The organism is Streptomyces albidoflavus (genome assembly GCF_000719955.1).
GTDB classification, from domain to species: domain Bacteria; phylum Actinomycetota; class Actinomycetes; order Streptomycetales; family Streptomycetaceae; genus Streptomyces; species Streptomyces albidoflavus.
On record NZ_JOII01000046.1, the window covers coordinates 13772 to 33796 of the forward strand.

Genomic DNA, 20025 nt, shown 5'->3' on the forward strand with positions numbered 1-20025 from the left:
GCCCCACTTCCCCGGCCCCGTACCGCCCCGCGCCGTGACCGGCTGGTCCCGCACCGCGACCCCCGCCGTCCCGCGCGGGGCGCAGTGTTGCGGTCCTGGCACAGATTTCCGCGAATCGGCGCAGGTCGTGGCGGGGGCGACGTAATCTCCCAGGCGGTGGCCGGTGTTCCGCACCCCGGTGCGCGGGCCACGTCAGGAGCCGCAGCCCAGACCGATCGAGAGGCGGTCCCCCAGCCCATGGACAGTGCCCAGTACCAGCGCACCATCGCCGCCAGGTTCACCGTGTTCGACCAGGACGGCAACGGCCACATCTCGCGCGAGGACTTCAGCGCCGCCGCCGCGGCCCTGCTCGCCGAGTTCGGCGCCACCGCCCGCTCCGAGAAGGGCCAGGCCCTCTACTACGGCGCCGAGGCCCTCTGGCAGGGGCTCGCCGGCATCGCGGACCGCGACGGCGACCAGCGCATCACCCGCTCCGAGTTCGCGCACAGCGCGGTCAAGCGGCTGCGGGACAGCCCCGAGCGGTTCGCGGAGATCGCCCGTCCCTTCGTGCGGGCCGCCGTGGCCGTCGCCGACGGCGGCGAGGACCGCGCCGCCGGGCGGACGCAGACCGTGCGCATGCTCACCGCGCTGGGCATCGAGCCCGACACCGCCACCGCCGCCGTGGAGACGCTCGACGGCGACGAGGGCCGCATCGGCGAGGACCGCCTGCTCAAGGCCGTCGCCGCCTACTTCACCACCGCCGACCCCGACGCCCGGGACCTGTGAGGGCGGTCCGGGGGGACAGCGGGAACGGCGGCGTGCGCGGCGTGCGGCAGGGGCGTCGGGAGGGTCGGCGGTGCCTCTGCGACGGACACGTACCGACGGCGTGCGCCGGGGGCGCACACGGTCACGGTCCGTGGACACCGGGTGGTGGCCTCGCGCGCACCCGTCACGGCGCGGAGTCACCCGGTCGCTCGGGTACCTTGGGGCAGATGCGAGCGCCAAGGCGTCGTCCGGCGCGGCACGGTGGCGCCCACGCGGCGGCCGCGCGGCCCGGCACGTACGCCGGTCGCCGGGCAGGGCGAGGCGGGGGAGCCTCGTGTTCGACTCCCCTCGGCACGCGTCGCACAGTATGCAGCACGCGTACTCCTTCGCGCTGGAATATGCCCGAAGCGCTTGTTGGGGTGACTGTACGTCAACCATGCTGTCTCTCCAGGGGATCACGTTCCGTGACCCTGTGGAGGCGCGAGGCGATGTGTCCGCCGGTTCGGATGGTGTGAGCGGTGCAGGTGCTTCAGGTACAGCTGGAGGTCGGGGCCGATCCCGCGGAGGTCGGGCGGGCCCGCAGATGGGCCCGTTCCCGGCTCACGGGTCCCGGTACGGGGGTCGACGACGCGCTCGCCGACACCCTGATCCTCATCGTGTCCGAGCTGGTCACCAACGCGGTGGTGCACACCGGCTCGCCGGCCGTGCTGCGGATACAGCTGCCCGCCGCGCCCGGCTGCCCGCCCGGCACGGTCCGGGTCGAGGTCGCCGACGCCAGCGACCACCCGCCGCTCCAGCGCCACGCGGACCGCGAGGAGACCAACGGCCGCGGCCTGGAACTGGTCGACGGGCTCGCCGACCGCTGGGGCTGGCAGCCCGAGGGCGAGGGCAAGCGCATCTGGTGCGAGATCGACCCGCACGGGGCCGCCCCGGCCCCCGACTTCGAGGTGGACGCCGCGCCGGAGGCTCACGGGTACGCGCTGCCGCAGGGGTTCTGACCCGCCGGGGCCGGGCTCAGCCCCGGCCCGGCCCGTCCCCGACCGCGCGGAAGGTACGGCGGTACGCGGTCGGGGTGACGCCGATCGCCGCCTGCAGGTGCTGGCGCAGCGACTGGGCCGTGCCGAAGCCGGAGTCGCGGGCGATCCGGTCCACCGGCAGGTCGCTGGTCTCCAGCAGCGCACGGGCCCGTTCCACGCGCTGCTGGACCAGCCACTGGCCCGGGCTGAGCCCCACCTCGTCGCGGAACCGCCGGGTGAAGGTCCGCACCGACATCGACTCGCGGGCCGCCAGCTCGCGCAGACCGATCGTCTCGTGCAGCCGGGAGAGCGCCCACCGGCGGGCGGCCGCCGTCGTCGACGCCCGCGGCTCGGGGACCGGGCTGCGGACGTACTGGGCCTGGCCGCCGTCGCGGTGGGGCGGCAGGACGGTGCGGCGCGCCACGTCGTTGGCGACGGCCGCGCCGTGGTCGCGGCGGACCAGGTGCAGGCAGAGGTCGAGGCCGGCGACGACGCCGGCCGAGGTCAGGACCGCCCCGTCGTCGACGAAGAGCACGTCCGGGTCGAGCCGTACGGCGGGGAAGAGGCGCCGGAAGAGCGCGGTGTACCCCCAGTGCGTGGTGGCCGGCCGCCCGTCCAGCAGCCCCGCCGCCGCCAGCACGAAGGCGCCGGTGCAGATCGAGACCAGGCGGGCCCCGGGGCGTACCAGGGCCAGGGCGGCGGCCAGTTCGGGCGCGAGGACGCCCTCCTCCAGGAGCGGGCCGAGTTCGTGGGTGGCCGGGATCAGCACGGTGTCGGCGGTGGCCAGCGCCTCGGGGCCGTGCTCCACCAGCACCGCGTAGTCGGCGTCGGTGCGGACCGGGCCCGGCTCGCGGACCGAGCAGGTCACCACCTCGTACAGGGGGCGGCCCGAGGCGTCGCGAGGCAGGGCGAAGATGCGCTGCGGGATGCCCAGTTCGAAGGTGAGGACGCCGTCCAGGGCGAGGACCACGACGCGGTGCGGCGCCGGCGGGGCGGGGGTGGCGGGCTCCATGGCCCGATCGTAGCGAAGGCTGTCCTCCCGGCCACTCGAAGGTGTCCGGGGGCGGGCCGATGCTGGCTCGGTGAGAGCTGATCCGCATCCCCGGACCCCCGTACCGGCTGCCGGTGTTCCGGCCGCCCCACCGGGGCCGCGTCCGCCGCGCCGCCGTGTCCACCGGGCCTGGTGGGTGGCGGCCACCACCTTCCTGACGATCGTCGGTGCCGCCTCCTTCGCCTCCCTGCCCGGCCTCCTCGTCGACCCGCTGAACGAGGAGTTCGGCTGGTCGCGCGGGACGATCGGCTTCGCCGTCTCCGTCAACCTCGCGCTGTACGGGCTGACCGCACCGTTCGCGGCCGCGCTGATGGACCGGTTCGGCATCCGGCGGGTCGTCGCGGCCGCCCTCGCCGTGATCGCCGCCGGGGCCGGGCTCACCGTCTTCATGACCGCCGCCTGGCAACTCGTGCTGCTCTGGGGCGTGCTGGTCGGGCTCGGCAGCGGGTCGATGGCGCTGGCCTTCGCCGCCACCGTCACCGACCGGTGGTTCCGTGCGCGGCGCGGGCTGGTCAGCGGTGTGCTCACGGCGGCTGCCGCCTCCGGGCAACTGGTCTTCCTGCCGTTCCTCGGCTGGCTGGTGACCGCGCACGGCTGGCGGCCCGCCTCCGTCACCATCGCGGTCTCCGCGCTCGCCGTGGTGCCGCTGGTGTGGCTGCTGCTCCGCGATCATCCGGCCGATGTGGGGCTCGCGCCGTACGGGGCGCGGGAGTTCGTGCCCAAGCCGGCGCCTGTCGGCGGGGCCGCTCGGCGGGCGGTCGTCGTGCTGGGGCGGGCCTCGCGGAGCGGGACCTTCTGGCTGCTCGCCGGGACCTTCGCGATCTGCGGGGCCTCCACCAACGGGCTGGTGAAGACGCACTTCGTGCCCGCCGCCCACGATCACGGGATGCCGGTCACGGCTGCTGCCTCGCTGCTCGCCGTGATCGGGGTGTTCGACGTGGTCGGCACCGTGGCCTCCGGGTGGTTCACCGATCGGTTCGACTCCCGTCGGCTGCTCGCCGTCTACTACGCGCTGCGCGGCGTCTCCCTCCTCTTCCTGCCGATGCTGCTCGCTCCTGATGTGCGGCCGCCGATGGTGTTCTTCATCGTCTTCTACGGGCTCGACTGGGTGGCTACCGTGCCGCCGACCATGGCGCTCTGCCGGGAGCGGTTCGGGGAGGACAGTGCCATCGTCTTCGGCTGGGTTCTTGCCTCTCACCAGGTGGGGGCTGCGGTTGTTGCTTTCGCCGGGGGTGTGGCCCGGGATGTGTTCGGGTCGTACGACGTGGTCTGGTATGCCTCCGGGGGGTTGTGTGCGGTGGCGGCTCTGCTGGCCTTGATGATCCGGGTGGGGCGGGGCCGGTAGCCCTTGGTTGGGCTTCGGCCCGGTTGGGCTGTCCTTTGGCCGGGCGGCGGTTTGGCCGTGCCGGTCGCGGGGTGGGGTGGCCTCAAGCGCCGGCCCGGCTTGGTTCGGTTGCGCTGTGGCTGGGCTTCGGCTCTGCCTGCCCGCCTCTGACCCTGCGGGTCACCGATTGGCCTCAATCGCCGGCCGGGCTGTTGGGTTCGCGGTGCGTTCGCCGTGTGGGTCGGGCGGGGCCGGGTCGGGGTACCTCCTCACAAACTGCATGGTGCGGGGTCAGTCGCTTTAAGGCGGCCGTGTGTGCAGTTTGCTGCGGGGGCACCCCGACCCGTCCCCGCCCTTCCGTTTCGTCGGCGTCGTCCCGCCGGTGGGTGGGGAACAAGGCCGTCCCCGATTGATCTTTGTGACGAGCGAATGTGATGACGGTGGTGGTTGTGGAGAGGCCCGTTATCGGTGACGGCCTTATCCACTCTCCGGCGGTTGGCCGCGTACGAGACCGTGGGGTGGGGTCGTGTCGGGGTGCCCCCGCAGCAAACTGCACGCTAGGCCGTCTTGCTCCAATTGACCCCGCACCCTGCAGTTTGTGAGGAGGTACCCCGGCGCGGCCCCGCCCCACCCACGTGCCGGAGGAACCGCGAACCTGACAGCCCGGCCGGCGTTTGAGGCCAATCGGTGACCGGCACGGTCGAGACGGAGCCCGGCACACAACAGCCTGGCCGGCGTTTGAGGCCAGTGGGTGGTGCGGCCAAGTCAGGGGCCGACCGAGAGGGGGCGTCCCTGTCGGGGCGCGGGAGGGGGAGGCTAGTTGCTGGGGCGGGAGCGGAGGCGGCGGGAGCGGTCGCGGGGGAGGGCCTTTGCGGTGCGGGTGGCGGTGCGGGAGAGGTGGCGGAGGGTGCCGTCGGCCGGGTCGGCGAAGCCGGTGAAGTAGAGGCCGGGGGCGCAGGCGCGGGGGGTGCCGTCGGGGGTGAGGAGGTCGAGGCCGTCGAGGAGTTCTTCGAGGCCGCGCCGGTACCCGGTGGCGGCGATGACCGTGTCCGGGGTGACGCGGCTGCCGTCGGCGAGGACGACGTCGGCCCCGTCGAAGGACTCGACGGCGGCGACCGGTTCGACCGAGCCGGCGGCCACGAGGGCGGCGAGCTCCGTGGTGTGGACGGGCGGGCGCCCGGCGCGGGCCCGGCTGTAGGGGCCGTCGGAGGGACGCGGCAGCCCGTGCGCGGACAGATCGGGCACGCCGATCCGGTGGAGCCGGAGCAGGGCGTCGGCGAGCCCGGCCGGCAGGCGCCGGGCCAGGCGTGCGGAGCGCTGGGCGGGCCAGCCGAGGGTGGAGCGGCGCAGCAGGTGCGGGGGAGTGCGGACGGCCAGGCGGACCCGGGCCGCGCCCCCTTCGGCGAGATCGACGGCGAGGTCGCAGCCGGTGGCTCCGGCGCCGACGACCAGGACGTCCTGGCCCTCGTAGGGGCGGGCGTCGCGGTAGCGGGAGGCGTGCAGGAACGTTCCCGTCCACGTCTCGCGGCCCGGCCACTCCGGCAGGTACGGGGTGTGGTTCCACCCGGTGGCGACGACCACGGCGCTCCCGGTGAGCACCCGGCCGCCGGACGCCTCCAGCCGCCACAGGTCCCCCTCGGCCGGGGAGATCCGGGCGACCTCGACGCCGGTGACGATCTCCAGTTCGTGGAACTCCGCGTACTTGTCGAGGTAGCGGACCAGGTCGGCGCGGGAGGTCCAGCGGCCGAAGGAGCGGGGCATGGGGACGCCCGGCAGGGCCGAGTGGCGCCGGGTGGTGGTCAGCCGCAGCCGCTCGTAGTGGCCGCGCCAGGCCGCGCCGATGGCGTCCGCCTTCTCCAGGACCACCGCGCGCACCCCGCGCCCGCGCAGCGCGGCGGCGACCGCCAGACCGCCGGGTCCGCCGCCGATCACGTACACGGGATGCACGGTGTGCGCGGGGGTGGGGGAAGGGGTGGGGAGAGTGAGGGGCTGTGCTTCGGTCATGAGCGTCGAGCGTAGTGATCCCGGCGGACGGAAACCGGCGGGGACGGCCGAAATCCGTTGCGAATGGGTCACGGTCGCCGATGTGGCGGGACGTATCCGGAAATCGTCGGTGGTGGTGGGCAGTTGGTATGAGCGGGTGGGTGTCGCCCGTGGCGCGCCGGTGAATTCGGTGGCGGGTGGCCGGGGGCGCTGTGAGGATGCCGGAACCTGTGGGGCGGCGCGGCGCCGGTCCGCCGGAGACGACGAGGAGCGGGCATGGGGAGCGGCGGAGGTCCGGACGGGGCGGAGGAGGAGGGTGGCTGGCGGCTGTCCGGGTCGTTGGAGGAGTTCCTGGCGGTCGCCGGGGCGTACCTGCGGTCCCGGCCGGCGCTGCACACCGTGGCGTTGACGGTCTCTGACGCGCTGGAGCGGCGGGGGCTCGACCTGTACGGGGACGAGCCGCCGCGGTTCGGGTGGTGTGCGGAGGCGGGGGAGGTGTCCGCCGCGCTGCTGTGGACGCCGCCATTCGTGCCGATGGTGGTCGGAGGGGACGAGGTGGCCGCGCGGGGGCTGGCCAGGGTGCTGGCCGGGGGAGAGGGGCCCGCGCCCGGCGGGGTCGGGGCCCCGGTGGAACAGGCTCGTGCCTTCGCGGGGGAGTGGGCGCGGACGACCGGGCAGGCGACCCGGCGCACCTTCCGCAAGCGGCTCTACCGGCTGGGCACTCTGCGCCGGCCCGCGTTGCCGACGGGGCGGGCCCGGAGTGCGGGTGAGGGGGACCGGGCGACGCTGGAGCGGTGGCACGACGGGTTCGCGGCCGACGTGGGGGCGACGGTCGGGCTCGGTGCGGGTGCCTGGGTCGACGCGGGGCTCGCCCGGGGCGGCATCCGGCTCTGGGAGGACGGCGGGCGGCCCGTCGCCATGGCCGTGGCCACGCTGCCCGTCGCGGGCTCGGTCCGCGTGACCACCGTGTACACCCCGCCCGCCCTGCGGGGGCGCGGCTACGCGGGCGCCGTCACCGCCGACCTCAGCGCCCGCGTCACGGCCGGAGGCGAGCAGGCCGTGCTCTTCACCGACCTCGCCAACCCGACCAGCAACGGCCTGTACCGCAGGCTGGGTTACGAGCCGCTCGCCGAGTTCGAGGAGTACGCCTTCGAGGAGTACGCCTGAGAGGAGGGGAGGCCGCCGCCTCTTGGAAGCGTCCCACCGTCTCCCTCGGGACGCTGTGTCCCAGCAGGTCAGGGTGGGGGGCGTCCCGTCCGTTCCGCATCGGTGCGGTGGGCGTGGCCGACGGCGGGGTGGCGGCCCCAGTCTGGGCGGAGAGCGGGCCGCCGGGCCGGCTCTCCGCCCAGTGAAGGGGAATCACATGCGTGCCCTGACCAGGACGCTCGTCAGTGTCACCACCGCCGTCGGGATCGCGGCCGGCACCCTCGGCGTGGCCGGGACGGCCGCCGCCGCGCCGACGGCGCAGCCCGCGGTGAGCGCCGCGGCCGTCGCCCCGCGCGCCGTCAACAACCTCGGCCTCAGCTCCGCCCAGGCCAAGAAGGTCCAGCGCGACATCAAGGCCAACTGGGGCTACAAGGGCGCCATCGACGGTCTGCTCGGCACCGAGAGCTGGAAGGGCATCCAGCGGCCGCTGAAGAAGTACAACGGCTACAAGGGGAAGATCGACGGGATCGTCGGCAAGGAGACAGTGAAGGCGCTCCAGCGGCTGCTGAAGGCCCGTTACGGCTACACCGGTGCCATCGACGGCATCGCCGGTTCCGGCACCAAGGCCGCCTTCAAGCGCCTCGCCGACCGGATCTGACCCACCTCGCGCGCTCCGCGCCCACGCACACCCACACGCGCGTACACACCGGAGGACCGGCCTCGCCCGGCCGCCTCCGGTGCGTACGCGCGTGCCGGGGGCCGTCTCACGGCCACAGGAGGTGCTTGGTCCAGGTGTCCGTGTCCGGGGACGGGCGGCGGTAGGCCAGGCGGAGGTGGCGGCGGGCGGGGTCGCTCTGCCAGAACTCGACCTCGGTGGCGGCCACGATGTAGACGGTCCACTGCGGTACGTCGCGTTCCGGGTCCGCCTCGGCGGTGCGCCAGGCCGCGCGGGAGGCGTCGGCCAATTCGTCGAGGGAGGCGAGGGGGGTGCTCTGGTGGCCGGTCAGGGCCGCCGCCAGGGCGCCGGTGGAGCGGGCGTGCAGGTCGGCGCGGGACTCCTCGGGGGAGGCGGGGACGACCGGGCCCCGGATGCGGATCTGGCGGGCGCGGGCGGGCCAGTAGAAGCCCAGGGCGGCCTTCGGGGTGGCCGCCAGGTGGTGGCCCTTGCGGCTGTCGGAGCGGGTGGCGACGCGCCAGCCCCGTGCGTCCGCACCGCGCAGGGTGACCGTTCTGACGTCCGGGGAGTTCTCGGGGTCCACCGTGGCCAGGGAGAGGGTGTGGGGTTCCGGCTGGCCCGCCTCGGTCGCCTCCGCGAACCAGGTGACGAACAGGGGGAGGGGCTCCGCCGGGGTGCCCGCGGGGTCGAAGGGCGGGGGGTCGGTCTGCTCGGGGTGCTGTCGGCGCAGCAGGGCTTCCAGGGTTTCTGCCGGGGTGCTCATGGGGGCATGGTCGCCCATGCGCCTTCGCCCGGGGTGCGAGCGTTCCGGTGGTTCGGCCTCGGGGCGGGGTGGGTGGCCTCAGGCGCCGGCCGGGCCGGCAGGGGGGGGCATGCCACGACGGCGTCCCGCCCGGGTGGGCGGGACGCCGTGTGCAGACAGGACGGGGGGCGGGGCAGGGCGGTGGGGCGCCGGGGTGGCGCGGAGGACCGTTTCCGCTGGGGTGGGGCGGGGTTACTTCGTGGGCTTCTTGCCGGTGACGCCGAGGTGGACCAGCTGGGCCAGGGTGGGGCGGAGGTCGGCCTGTTTGACACCCCAGGTCTGGAAGCCCTTGAGCTGGGAGGTGACGCCCGAGAGCATGACGACCAGGGCGCCGGAGACGGCGGCCGGGTTGATGTCCTTGTCGACGCGGCCCTTCGCCTGCAGCTCCTTGATGGAGCCGGTGAGCGGGGTGGTCGCGGAGTTGAGGATCTTCAGGCGGAGCTTGGCGAACCGCTTGTCGCCCTCCGCCGCGCCGAGGTCGACCACGCGGAGGATCGCGTCGTTTTTCTTCCAGAAGTCGAGGAAGTCGTCGACGAAGTCCTGGGCGGTCTGCCAGCCGGCCTTCCCGACCCAGCTGCGCCCTTCCAGGACTTCCGACAAAGAGCTGCTTTCCGAGGCCATTTGTTCGGCGATCTCCAGCACCGCCCCTTCGACATCGGGGAAGTACTGGTAGAAGGTCGCGGGTGATGTTCCGGCCTTGCGGGCGACATCGATGACTTTGACGTCCCGGTAAGGCGACGAGTTGAGCATTTCGCTGAGGCAGTCGAGCAACTTCTGACGTGTCGCCTGACCGCGTCGCCCGGCCACGCGGCCGTCGACGGTGCGTACTTGTCCTGTCATGCTGTCAGCTTACCGACGGCCGAACAGAGCGCGATTCGATCGACTGCAAATGGGGTCGGGCCAAGGAAAATGGCCTTCGTGAGGGGGTAAAGGGGCCCGCGAACGGCTCCCGAATATGGCCCTCGTATTGCGCTCGGACGCTTATTCGGCAGGGGTGCGGGGGTGGCGTGCGGACTGTTGTCCGGGGGATTGCCCGCGCCTTGCGGCGGTGCCGTCGCGTTACCTTCCCGGGGCCGCGCGGGCATCTCGGGGACGCCGTCCGCTGGGCCGAACGAGTGGTGCGCGGGGCCGTGCGGCGCGTACCGGCGGCCGGGGTTCGTCGTCCACAGGCTGTGGACGAGGTGGCGGGGGCTGGCGACGGGTGGCGGCTCGGTGCCACCCCCTTCCCAACGCTGGTGGCATCCCCGGGTAGCGGGCATGGTGGGATGCGGTGGGGGCCGGGGGCGGTCGGCATGACCGGTTCGTAGGGGATCATGACGAGACATCCCGGTTCCGCACCGGGTTCGCCACGCACCGCCCGGCCAGCAACAATCGGGGGGCGTACCGCCGGGGGCGGTGCGGTGGGTGAGACGCTGCACGGGACCGTCCTGAAGGGCGGTCCGTACGGGGAGGTGGGCAGGTAGTGGTGGAGCAGCTGACGCAGCACGATCCGAGACGGATCGGACCGTTCGAGGTGCTGTCGCGGCTCGGGGCCGGCGGTATGGGCCTGGTGTATCTGGCCAGGTCGGCCTCGGGACGCCGGGTGGCGATCAAGACGGTCCGCACCGAGCTGGCCGAGGACCAGCTGTTCCGGGTCCGCTTCACCCGCGAGGTCGAGGCCGCGCGTGCCGTCTCCGGCTTCTACACCGCCGCCGTCGTCGACGCCGACCCCCGCGCCCCCGTCCCCTGGCTCGCCACCGCCTACGTGCCGGCGCCCTCGCTGGAGGAAATAGTGAACGAGTGCGGGCCGCTGCCCGCGCCCGCCGTGCGCTGGCTCGCCGCCGGCATCGCCGAGGCCCTCCAGTCGATCCACGGCGCCGGGCTCGTCCACCGCGACCTCAAGCCGTCCAACGTCCTGGTCGTCGAGGACGGCCCGCGCGTCATCGACTTCGGCATCGCCTCCGGCGTCTCCAACACCCGGCTGACCATGACCAACGTCGCCGTCGGCACCCCCGCCTACATGTCGCCCGAGCAGGCCAAGGACTCCCGCAGCGTCACCGGCGCCAGCGACGTCTTCTCGCTCGGCTCCACCCTGGTCTTCGCCGCCACCGGCCACGCCCCGTACCACGGCGCCAACCCGGTCGAGACGGTCTTCATGCTGCTCCGCGAGGGGCCCGACCTCGAAGGGCTGCCCGAGGAGCTGCGGCCGCTCATCGAGTCCTGCATGCAGATGGAGGCGCCGCTGCGCCCCAGCCCCGCCGACCTCCAGGCGCAGCTCGCCCCGCACCTCTTCGGCTCCGGCAGCGACGACAGCGGCACCGCCTCCGCCTGGCTGCCCGAGTCCGCCGTCGGCCTCATCGAGGAGCGCCGCGGCGGCCGCGTCGCCGTCTCCGCCGGGAACCGCGGGCGCCCCGCCGTGCCCCCGCCGCCCCCGCGCCGGCCGCCGGTGCCGCCTCCGCCCGCGTACACCCCGGACGAGCAGTCCCCCGAGCCGGTCTGGCCCGGCGACGGTGCCCCCGACGGCGGCCCGGTCCGCCTCGCCGGGCTGCCCGTGCCGATCGGGCCCGGCCCGCGCGTCGCCGACAGCAAGGCGGCCGCCCGCCGCGCCGCCCCGCCCGGCGGGGGCCTGGCCGCCTCCTGGTCGCGGGGGGCCGGTGCGCCCGGCGGGCCCGCCGCGCCGCCGGTGCCGGCCGTGCCGCCGCCGACCGCGCCGCCGGACGCCGGGCCCGCCTCCTGGCGGCCGTGGCGGTTCCGCATGTCCAACGACGTGTGGGGCACCCCGACGCTCGCCGGGGACCTCGTCTACGTCACCTCCTTCGAGGTGCACGCCCTCGACGTGGCCACCGGCCGCCGCCGCTTCAAGACCCGCGACGTCGCCTGGTCGATGGCGGTCGCCGACGGCCGCATCCACGCCTCCGACGGGCCGACCCTCTACGCCCTGGACGCGGCCGACGGCTCCGACCTGTGGCGGATGCCGACCGACGCCTGGGTGTACTCCCTCAAGGCCGACCGGGGCACCGTCGTCACCGGCACCCGGGGCGGCGGCGTCCAGGCGTGGGAGGCGGCCAACGGCGAGAAGCTGTGGGAACTGACCGGCGCCCAGACCGACTTCGAGACCCCGGAGGCCGGCCCGGTCGTCCACGACGGCACCGTCTACGTCTGGCAGGACGCCCGGCTGCGCGCCCTGGAGGCCCGTACCGGCCAGGAGCGCTGGTCGTACCCGATCGGTGACGCGGCCTCCTGCGGCGGCGTCCCGGTCCGGCTCACCCAGGCGTCCGACGGGTACGTGTACGTGGCGGCGGGCACCCGCGCGCTCGCCATCGACGTGCTCGGCGGCCATGTCCGCTGGCACTTCGAGTCGCCCGCCGTCTTCCTCTCCCCGCCGGCCTTCGCCCCGGGCCCGGCCGTCACCGGCGGCGGCGTCTACCTCACCGACTACCTCGGCACGGTCTACGCCCTCGACGCCACCGACGGCCGCGACCGCTGGCGGATCGCCACCGAGGCCCGCTCGGCCACCGAACCGGTGCTGGTCTCCGGCGGCCACGTGCACGTCGGCAGCGGCAAGGGGCTGTACACCCTGGACGCCGTCACCGGCACCCCGAAGTGGCGGTTCCAGGCGGGCGGCGAGGTCATCGGCTCGCCCGTCGCGGCCGGCGGCCGCATCCACTTCGGCTCCGCCGACCACTGCCTCTACACCCTCGACGCGGCCGGCGGCCAGCTCCGCTGGAAGCTCGCCACCGGCGGCGAGATCACCGGCACCCCCGTCGTCCACGGCAACGTGGTGTACGCGTGCAGCAAGGACCGCTGTGTCTACGCGCTGGACGCGGTCAAGGGGACGGGGACGGCGCCGCGGCCGTGACCCGGGGGCACTTGTCCGCGTTCGGTCAAGGGTCGGTAAAGGTCCCGTCGCAGCCCTGTCCCCGGCGGCCGGCCGGGCGGCGGGCGCCGCTAGCGTGAACTCCCGTACGGCGCCGGGGTACGGGCCCGCCGCCAGGCGACACACGGGGGACTACGGATGCGACGACACCTGCGCTTCTCGGCGGTGCTGATCGTGGTGGTGCTGGCACTGACCGGCTTCTCCACCGGGAGCAGCAGCGGCAAGAGCGGCTCCAAGAGCAAGAGCCGGTCGTCGTCGAGTTCGGGCGGCGGCTGTTCCAGCTCGAAGAAGGACAACGACACCTCGCGCGGCTCCGGTTACCGGGGCGGCTACCGCGACACGCACCAGGACGACACCTCCTCGTCCACCGGCGGCTCCTCGTCCTCCACCACCACCGACCAGGTCACCGTCACCGTCGTGGACTGCGCCGGGCCCGGCCGCACCAAGCGCGCCAAGGCGGACAGCACGGCGGCGCTGCGCGTCACCTCCAACGCCACGGCGGACGACCTGAGCGTGCGCCTCGCCCTGCACTTCGAGAACGCCGCCGGCTCCACCCTCGACAGCCCCACCACCGAGCTGCGCCTGGCGCCCGGCGAGAGCCGCACCGTCACCGTCCGCATGACCAACCCGCGCAAGGCCGCCCAGGTCCGCGACTGCGAGGTCGACCGCGTGACGGCGGTGAAGGTCTGACGCTCCGGCGTACGTGAGGAGCCCGCCGGGTGCCGCTCAGGCCCCGGCGGGCTCCTGTGTCCGTTCCCAGCGCCGTTCCCCGTCCTGCCAGCGGGTGGTCGGCCGCAGCCCCGCCGCCGAGGCGACCGCGACGGAGGCGGCGTGTTCCGGGTGGACGTGGGCGACGACGGCCGGCACGCCCTGGCGCAGGACCTCGGCCACCAGGGCCTTCGCCGCCTCGGTGGCGATGCCGCGGCCCTGCCAGGCCGTGCCCGTCACCCAGGCCACCTCGGCGACCGGGCCCGGTCCTGCCGTCACCTGCACCGTTCCCACCAGGGCGCCGGCCTCGCGCAGCCGCAGGGCCCAGTTGGCCCACACGACCTCCGGGTCCGGGGAGCCTGCCGCCCAGCGCGCGTACCGCTCCCGCAGCGCCGGGGCGTCCAGCGGCTCGCCGCCGATGTAGGTGTGGAGGGCCGGGTCGGCGAGGACGGGGGCCAGTTCGGCGGCGTGGTCCGGGTGGAGGGGGAGCAGGTCGAGGCGGGCGGTGCGCAGGGGGCGGGGGGTGAAGGCCGGGGAGCGGTCGGGCACGTGGCTCACTTTCGGGCGGGCGGGGCGGGGGTCCGGCGGGGCGGGGCGGGTCAGGCGGACCGCTCCGCGGCCGACGGCTCCACGCAGAACTCGTTGCCCTCGGGGTCGGCGAGGACCGCGAAGCCGCGCCCGTCCGGGCGGCGCCGGTCGTCGACGAGGCGGGCGCCGAGGCCCAGCAGGCGGGTGACCTCCTCGTCCCGGGTGCGATCCTCGGGCTGGAGGTCGAGGTGGACGCGGTTCTTCAGCGTCTTGGCCTCGGGCACGGTGACGAAGAGGAGGGCGGCGCCCTCGGCGTGGACCAGGGCCTCCGGGTCGCCGGGGAAGTCCTCGTCGGAGACGTTCCCGCCGAGCACCTGGGCCCAGAACAGGGCCTGGGCGTAGGGGTCGTGGCTGTCGAGGGTGATGTGGCGTACGCGTGAGGTCATGGGGGCACGGTGGCGTACCGGCCCCGGCCGCGCATCCGGTTTTCGGGCCGGCCGTGGCCGGACGCGCGTCGGCCGCGGCGGCTCCCCCTCCGCGCCGCCGCGGCCGATCCCCCGTGCATTCCCCCGTGATTCCCCCCCGTTCCTCCTCCCGCTGTAGGTCCGCGGCTCCCCCCGGGACGCGGACCCGCACCCCCGTGCGGGGAGGAGGACGTGTGAGGAAGGTCAGACCTCTTCGCCGGTGGCGTGGTCGTCCAGCGGCTTGGCGCCCGTGGCGTGGTCGTCGAGCGGCTTCGGCTCCTTGACACCCGTGGCGTGGTCGTCCTGGGGCTTGACGACGGTCGGGTCCTTCTTCTTCTCATCACTCATGCGGGACTCCATGTCCTGATGGCTGAACGGTCCGGTGGTGCCTCCGGCCGGGGCCGGAGAGGGCTCCGTCCGGCGCCTCCCCCGAGGACGCCGGACAGAACCCGGGCCGCCCGCGCGGAGCGGCCTCGGCCGATCCGCCTGCCCCCCGACGCGACGGATCGATACGAGGAGCATGGCGGAGGCCGATAAACGTTCGATGAACGTGGTCGCACACTAGAACAGGTGACTGACACTCACTGCGGCGCGTGGGCCAGGAGTTCGCGGACGTCCGCCGCTTCCGGCCTGCTCAGACGCTCGTAGACGCCCAGGGCCTCCGTCCAGCAGGCGCGCGCACGGCCCTGCTGGCCGAGGGCGAAGAGGGCCTTGCCGAGGACGGTCAGGACGTTGCCGCGCCGCCAGTCGCCGCCGATCCCGCGGAGCTGGACCAGGGCCTGTTCGGCGAGGGTGGCGGCCTTGGCGGCCTCGCCGGTGTCGAGCGCGATCTCGGCCATGCGGAAGAGCGTCATGCCCTCCCAGAGCGGCTGGCGGTTCTCCTGGAAGACCGGGAGCGCGCCGCTGAGCTGGTCCACCGCCTCGTCGTGGCGGCCGGAGGCGGCGAGGGCGAGCCCGAGGGCGTACATGCCGTTGGCCAGCCGCCAGGTGAGGCCGACCTCGTTGTAGATGGCGAGGGCGCGTTCGGCGAGCGCGACGGCCTCGGCGTGCTCGCCGTTCTGGAGCAGGACGCGGGAGAGGTTGCTGAGGGCGCTGGCCTCGCTGGGGCGGTTGCCGTCGGCGCGGAACTCCTCGATCGCGCGGCCCAGATAGGCGCCCGCCTCGGTGTGCCGGTTGTGGTAGATCGCGACGATGCCCCGGATGTTGGAGGCGTAGCCGCCCGCCACCGGGTCGCCGGCGGCGGCACTGAGCCGCATCCCGTGGTCGGCCTCCTCGTCGGCCTGGGCGAACTTGCCGGTCAGCCGGTAGGAGTGGGCGAGCGTGGTGCGCGCCCTGGCCTGGGCGAGCAGGTCCTCCTGCTCCTCGGCGGCGGCCAGCGCCACCGCCGCCACCTGCTCGTACTGGCGGGCGTCCGCCCCCGACTCGGCCAGGTCCTTCGCCGCGAAGAGCAGGTCGACGGCGCGCCGCAGCGTGGCGCCCCCGGCGTGCTGGCGTACGCAGGCCAGCAGGCAGGACGCCTCCCGGTACAGCCAGTCCCACGCGGCCGTGCGGTCGGTGAAGGCGAGGCCGGGCACCTCGGTGGGGGCCAGGTGGGCGTGGAGCTGGTCGCCGGGGCGCTCCAGGGCGTACACGCCGGCGGCGGTCGCCAGGTAGAAGTCGAGGAGGCGGGCGAGGGTGGCGCTCCGCTCGGGGCCCTCGTCGCGCTCGGCGCAGGCGCGGGCGTAGAGGCGGACCAGGTCGTGGTAGCGGTAGCGGCCCGGGGCGGCGGACTCCAGGAGGCTGGTGTCGACGAGGGATTCGAGGAGGTCCTCGGTGGCGTCGGCGTCCAGGTCGAGCAGGGCGGCGGCGGCGTCGAGCGAGATGTCGGGGCCGTCGGCGAGGCCGAGCAGCCGGAAGGCGCGGGCCTGTGCGGGCTCCAGCTGGCCGTAGCCCAGTTCGAAGGTGGCCTTGACGGCGAGGTCGCCGGCCTGGAGTTCGTCGAGGCGGCGGCGTTCGTCGGCGAGCTTGGCGGCCAGCACCGAGACGGTCCAGGTGCGCCGCGAGGCGAGCCGGGAGGCGGCGATGCGGATGGCGAGGGGGAGGAAGCCGCAGGCGGCGACGACGTCCAGGGCGGCCTCGCGCTCCGCGCCGACGCGTTCGGCGCCGACGATCCGGGTGAAGAGCTGGAGCGCCTCCTCCGGGGACATCACGTCGAGGTCGACGAGGTGCGCCCCGGCCAGGTCCACCATCCGCACCCGGGAGGTGACGAGGGCGGCGCAGCTTCCGGCGCCGGGCAGCAGCGGGCGGATCTGGGCGGCGTCGCGGGCGTTGTCGAGGAGGACCAGGACGCGGCGGCCGTCGAGGGTGGAGCGGTACAGGGCGGCCCGCTCGTCCAGACCGGACGGAACGGCCGATTCCGGGGTGCCGAGGGCGCGCAGGAACGAGCCGAGGACCGTCTCGGGTTCGGCCGCGCTGCCGTCGGTGCCCTGGAGATCGACGTAGAGCTGGCCGTCGGGGAAGGCGGCCCGGGCGGCGTGCGCGACGTGCACCGCCAGCGTGGTCTTGCCGACGCCGCCGATCCCCGCGACGGCGGAGACCGCCATGACCCGGCCGCCGACCGAGCCGAGCGCGTCACCCAGTTCGGCGACGAAGGCGGCCCGGCCGGTGAAGTCCGGGACGGTGGCGGGGAGCTGGGCGGGGCGCACCGGCGCCGAGGCGGGCTGCTCGGCCGCGGTCTCGGGCTCGGCGAGGGCCGGGTCGGCGGCGAGGATGCGGCTCTGCAGCTCCCGCAGCCCGGCGCGCGGGTCGACGCCCAGCTCCTCGGCGAGCAGGCGGTGGGTGTCGGCGTAGACGGCGAGGGCCTCGGCCTGGCGGCCCGAGCGGTACAGGGCGAGCATCAGCAGTTCGCGCAGGTGCTCGCGGAGCGGGTGGGCCGCGGTGAGCGCCGTCAGCTCCGAGACGGCCTCGGTGTGGCAGCCCTGTTCGAGGTCCATCTCCAGCAGGTTCTCCTGGAGGCTGAGCCGCCACTCCTCCAGGCGGGTGCGCTGGGTGCGGCCGTGCGGGCCCGGGACGCCGGCCAGCGCCTCGCCGTCCCACAGGCCGAGCGCCTTGTTGAGCAGGGCGCGGGCCTGGCACAGGTCGCCGGATCCGGCCGCCTTCTCCGCCTCGGCCGCCAGCTCCTGGGCGACCGTCAGGTCCAGCGCGCCGTGCGGCACGGTGAGCGCGTAGCCGCCGGAGACGCTGGTGAGATCGCCCGGGTCGAGGACCTTCCGCAGCCGGGAGGCGTACGTGCGGATCGCCGGGAGCGCCTGCGAGGGCGGGTCCTCGCCCCACAGGGCGTCGATGAGTTCGGGGGCGGTGGCGGTGCGGCCCTCGCGCAGCAGCAGCACGGCGAGCAGGGCCTGCTGCTGCGGGGTGCCGGGGGCGAGCCGGTCGCCGCCGCGCCAGGCCCGTACGGGGCCGAGGACCGCGTACCGCATCGCGGAACCGGGGCTGCGGGCTCCGGAGGCGTCCGCGGTCCCCGTGCCGTCCGCCGGAGCGATCCGTTCCGAGTCCGGCCCCGGGGGCTGCTCCGGCACGCCGCCGGAGACCGAGCGCTGCTCCGGTACCGGTGCTCCGCCGTTCATCCCGACCCCCTGCGTCCACATCGTCCGCGCCTCTTCGGTCCCGCCCCTGTGCACACGGGGAAACGCAGGGGACAGTCTGCCTTGTCCACTCCGCTTGCGGCAGGCGTGAGAGCCAGCTCTCACAGGGCCCGCCCACGCGCCCCGCGCCCACCGGCCGTCCGCGCGCCGACCGGCCGGTGGGCCCACCCCGCCCGTCATAACGCCCCGATCGTGCTAAAAAGGGCATCCTGCCCGCGCTGGACCGGTCTGAGCTGGAGGTGGCGGGGCCCGGCCCCGGACGTCATGGATCTGCGTTCCGTCGTATCCCTCTACGAGAGTGCCGAGAACCTCGGGGCGCCCGTCGCCTCCGTCCACCTCGACACCACCCACGACGACCGCCTCTCCGCCACCCACATCGAGCACCGCTGGCGGGCCCTGCGCGACGGCCTCGCCGAACACGGCTGCGACGAGGCGACCCTGACCGTCCTGGACAAGGCGGTCGGCGGCGTCCCCGACCTGCCGGGACCACAGGGCGAATCGGTCTTCGCCGCCGACGGCCGGCTCCTCGGCGTGCACACCCTCGCCGCACCGCCGCTGCGCGACCAGGCCGCGCTGCTGCCGATCCCCGACGCGCTGGCCCTCGTCGTCGACCTCGACCACCAGCTCCCGCACGTCGTCGTGGCCGTCGACGAGCACGGCGCCGACGTCGACGCCTTCCCCGTCAGCGCCGAACAGCCCGACACCCGCCGCACCTTCCACGGCACCACCCTGCACCTGGCCGGGCTGCTGGCCGACGGGCCCGTCACCGGCGTCACCCGGCGCCGCCGCGAGGGCCCCTGGGCCGACGTCGCCGGCCAGGTCGCGCAGGACGTGCTGGCGGCGGTCGGCGAGGTCAGGGCCCGCATGGTCGCGGTCACCGGCGACCCCCAGGCCCTCGAATCGCTCCGCGACCGGCTCTCGCCCGCCTTCTCGGCCCCCGGCGACATCCCGCCCGACCTGGTCCTGGTCACCGGCGGGCGCCCCAGCGGCGGCGACCCCGCGGCCCTCGCCGCACTGCGCCGCAGCGTCGACGCCGCCCTGCACGACGCGACCACCGCCCGCCACCGCGCCACCCTGGAACGGTTCCGCGGCGACCTGGCCCGCCACCGGGCCGCCGAGGGCGTCCCCGACACCGCCACCGCCTTCGCACGCGGCCGTGCCACCGCCCTCCTCCTCGCCGCCGACCGCGACCACGACCCGCAGCTGTACGCCTCCGCCACCGACCCGCGGGCGCTGGCCACCCAGGCCCCCGCCCTCGACGGCGACCCGACCGCCTTCGCCGGGCAGGCCGGGGCGCTGCTGCTGCGCTCGGCGGTCGCGGCCGGGGCGGAGTTCTCCGAGATCCTCACGCCCCATCAGGTGCCGGACGGGACCGGGGCGCTGCTGCGGTAGGGCGGACCCGGCCGACCCGGGGGCGGGCGGGGCGGGCGTTGTCGGTGCCGGGGTGTTCAATCGGCCTCATGCCCGCACCCGACCCCGCCTCCCTCCACCCCGAGGACCCCGCCCCCGTCACCGGCGAGACCCTGCGCGGCGACGACTGGTACGGCCGCGACCTCACCGGCCTCACCTACACCGCCTGCGACTTCTACGACACGGACTGGACGGAGACCACCGGCAGCGGCGCCCGCTTCGACCGCTGCACCTTCTCCGGCGTCCGCTTCAACGTCTCCCACCTCACCGCCACCGCCTTCACCCACTGCGAATTCCGCCGCTGCTCCTTCTTCGACGCCCGCCTCGACCAGTGCAAGGCGGTCGGCTCCACCTTCGACGCCTGCTCCTTCCGGCTGCTGAAGGTGACCGGCGGCGACTGGTCGTTCACCTCCTTCCCCCGCGCCGACCTGCGCAAGGCGGTTCTGGACGGGGTCCGGATGCGCGAGGCCGACCTGCGCGGCGCCCGCCTGGACGAGGCCGAGGTCACCGGCACCGACCTCTCCGGCGCCCTCCTCGCCGGCGTCAGCCTCACCGGCGCCGACCTGCGCGGCTCCGACCTCAGTGCCCTCGACGCCCGCACCCTGGACCGCACCGCCCTGGCCGGCGCCCGGATCGACCCGGCCCAGGCGGTGGGGATCGCCGTGGCGATGGGGTTCGAGGTGGCGTGAGGCCC

General features: G+C 74.9%; 17 protein-coding genes. 9 read left to right on the plus strand and 8 right to left on the minus strand.

Annotated features, from left to right (window positions below):
- Positions 1–237 precede the first annotated feature (237 nt).
- Together IF45_RS0128835 and IF45_RS0128840 are read left to right on the plus strand one after the other, a co-directional pair.
- Positions 238–765 carry an EF-hand domain-containing protein gene (locus tag IF45_RS0128835; protein WP_003950101.1) on the plus strand — a complete coding sequence of 176 codons (528 nt, stop codon included), beginning with the start codon at positions 238–240 and terminating at the stop codon, positions 763–765.
- A 497-nt stretch (positions 766–1262) separates the two neighbouring features.
- A complete protein-coding gene (locus IF45_RS0128840; protein ID WP_030310453.1) occupies positions 1263–1742 on the plus strand; it encodes an ATP-binding protein in 480 nt (159 codons plus the stop codon).
- Between the two features lie 16 nt (positions 1743–1758).
- On the opposite strand, the gene IF45_RS0128845 is transcribed toward IF45_RS0128840, so the two are convergent.
- Positions 1759–2772, minus strand: a complete 1014-nt coding sequence (locus IF45_RS0128845; RefSeq protein ID WP_030310454.1) for a GlxA family transcriptional regulator — start codon at positions 2770–2772, stop codon at positions 1759–1761.
- A 175-nt stretch (positions 2773–2947) separates the two neighbouring features.
- Between IF45_RS0128845 and IF45_RS0128850 the strand changes: the two genes are divergently transcribed.
- Positions 2948–4156, plus strand: a complete 1209-nt coding sequence (locus IF45_RS0128850) for an MFS transporter (protein ID WP_010643238.1) — start codon at positions 2948–2950, stop codon at positions 4154–4156.
- Positions 4157–4951: 795 nt separating this feature from the next.
- Here the strand turns inward: IF45_RS0128850 and IF45_RS0128855 are convergent.
- Positions 4952–6139: a flavin-containing monooxygenase gene (locus IF45_RS0128855; protein ID WP_030310455.1), complete on the minus strand. Its 1188-nt coding sequence runs from the start codon at positions 6137–6139 to the stop codon at positions 4952–4954.
- 255 nt (positions 6140–6394) lie between these two features.
- Here IF45_RS0128855 and IF45_RS0128860 point away from each other — a divergent pair, with 255 nt between their 5' ends.
- Together IF45_RS0128860 and IF45_RS0128865 are read left to right on the plus strand one after the other, a co-directional pair.
- Positions 6395–7285, plus strand: coding sequence for a GNAT family N-acetyltransferase (locus tag IF45_RS0128860; protein ID WP_030310456.1), 891 nt, complete (start codon positions 6395–6397; stop codon positions 7283–7285).
- Between the two features lie 196 nt (positions 7286–7481).
- Positions 7482–7922, plus strand: a complete 441-nt coding sequence (locus IF45_RS0128865; protein WP_008403996.1) for a peptidoglycan-binding domain-containing protein — start codon at positions 7482–7484, stop codon at positions 7920–7922.
- A 106-nt stretch (positions 7923–8028) separates the two neighbouring features.
- On the opposite strand, the gene IF45_RS0128870 is transcribed toward IF45_RS0128865, so the two are convergent.
- Both IF45_RS0128870 and IF45_RS0128875 read right to left on the minus strand, forming a co-directional pair.
- Complete coding sequence (locus IF45_RS0128870) at positions 8029–8703, minus strand: pyridoxine/pyridoxamine 5'-phosphate oxidase (protein WP_030310458.1); 675 nt, start codon at positions 8701–8703, stop codon at positions 8029–8031.
- Positions 8704–8934: 231 nt separating this feature from the next.
- Positions 8935–9582, minus strand: a complete 648-nt coding sequence (locus tag IF45_RS0128875; protein ID WP_003950109.1) for a TetR family transcriptional regulator — start codon at positions 9580–9582, stop codon at positions 8935–8937.
- 622 nt (positions 9583–10204) lie between these two features.
- Here IF45_RS0128875 and afsK point away from each other — a divergent pair.
- Both afsK and IF45_RS0128885 read left to right on the plus strand, forming a co-directional pair.
- Positions 10205–12580, plus strand: coding sequence for a protein serine/threonine kinase AfsK (gene afsK, locus IF45_RS0128880; RefSeq protein WP_015507324.1), 2376 nt, complete (start codon positions 10205–10207; stop codon positions 12578–12580).
- A 156-nt stretch (positions 12581–12736) separates the two neighbouring features.
- Positions 12737–13288 carry a hypothetical protein gene (locus IF45_RS0128885; protein WP_010643224.1) on the plus strand — a complete coding sequence of 184 codons (552 nt, stop codon included), beginning with the start codon at positions 12737–12739 and terminating at the stop codon, positions 13286–13288.
- Between the two features lie 36 nt (positions 13289–13324).
- Here the strand turns inward: IF45_RS0128885 and IF45_RS0128890 are convergent, their stop codons facing one another.
- The 4 genes from IF45_RS0128890 to afsR form a co-directional block, all read right to left on the minus strand.
- The gene (locus tag IF45_RS0128890) at positions 13325–13855 is read right to left on the minus strand and encodes a GNAT family N-acetyltransferase (RefSeq protein ID WP_018895979.1); all 531 of its coding nucleotides are present in this window, start codon (positions 13853–13855) and stop codon (positions 13325–13327) included.
- 50 nt (positions 13856–13905) lie between these two features.
- Positions 13906–14280 carry a VOC family protein gene (locus IF45_RS0128895; RefSeq protein ID WP_003950114.1) on the minus strand — a complete coding sequence of 125 codons (375 nt, stop codon included), beginning with the start codon at positions 14278–14280 and terminating at the stop codon, positions 13906–13908.
- Positions 14281–14502: 222 nt separating this feature from the next.
- On the minus strand, positions 14503–14646 hold the full coding sequence (locus IF45_RS33490) for a hypothetical protein (protein WP_008415289.1): 144 nt from the start codon (positions 14644–14646) through the stop codon (positions 14503–14505).
- Positions 14647–14879: 233 nt separating this feature from the next.
- Positions 14880–17903: an SARP-family global regulator AfsR gene (gene afsR, locus IF45_RS0128905; RefSeq protein WP_015507322.1), complete on the minus strand. Its 3024-nt coding sequence runs from the start codon at positions 17901–17903 to the stop codon at positions 14880–14882.
- 282 nt (positions 17904–18185) lie between these two features.
- Here afsR and IF45_RS0128910 point away from each other — a divergent pair, with 282 nt between their 5' ends.
- Entirely contained in the window at positions 18186–19313 is a 1128-nt protein-coding gene (locus IF45_RS0128910; RefSeq protein ID WP_030310460.1) for a baeRF2 domain-containing protein, read from the plus strand.
- A gap of 68 nt (positions 19314–19381) precedes the next feature.
- Positions 19382–20020: a pentapeptide repeat-containing protein gene (locus IF45_RS0128915; RefSeq protein ID WP_030310462.1), complete on the plus strand. Its 639-nt coding sequence runs from the start codon at positions 19382–19384 to the stop codon at positions 20018–20020.
- Positions 20021–20025 lie beyond the last annotated feature (5 nt).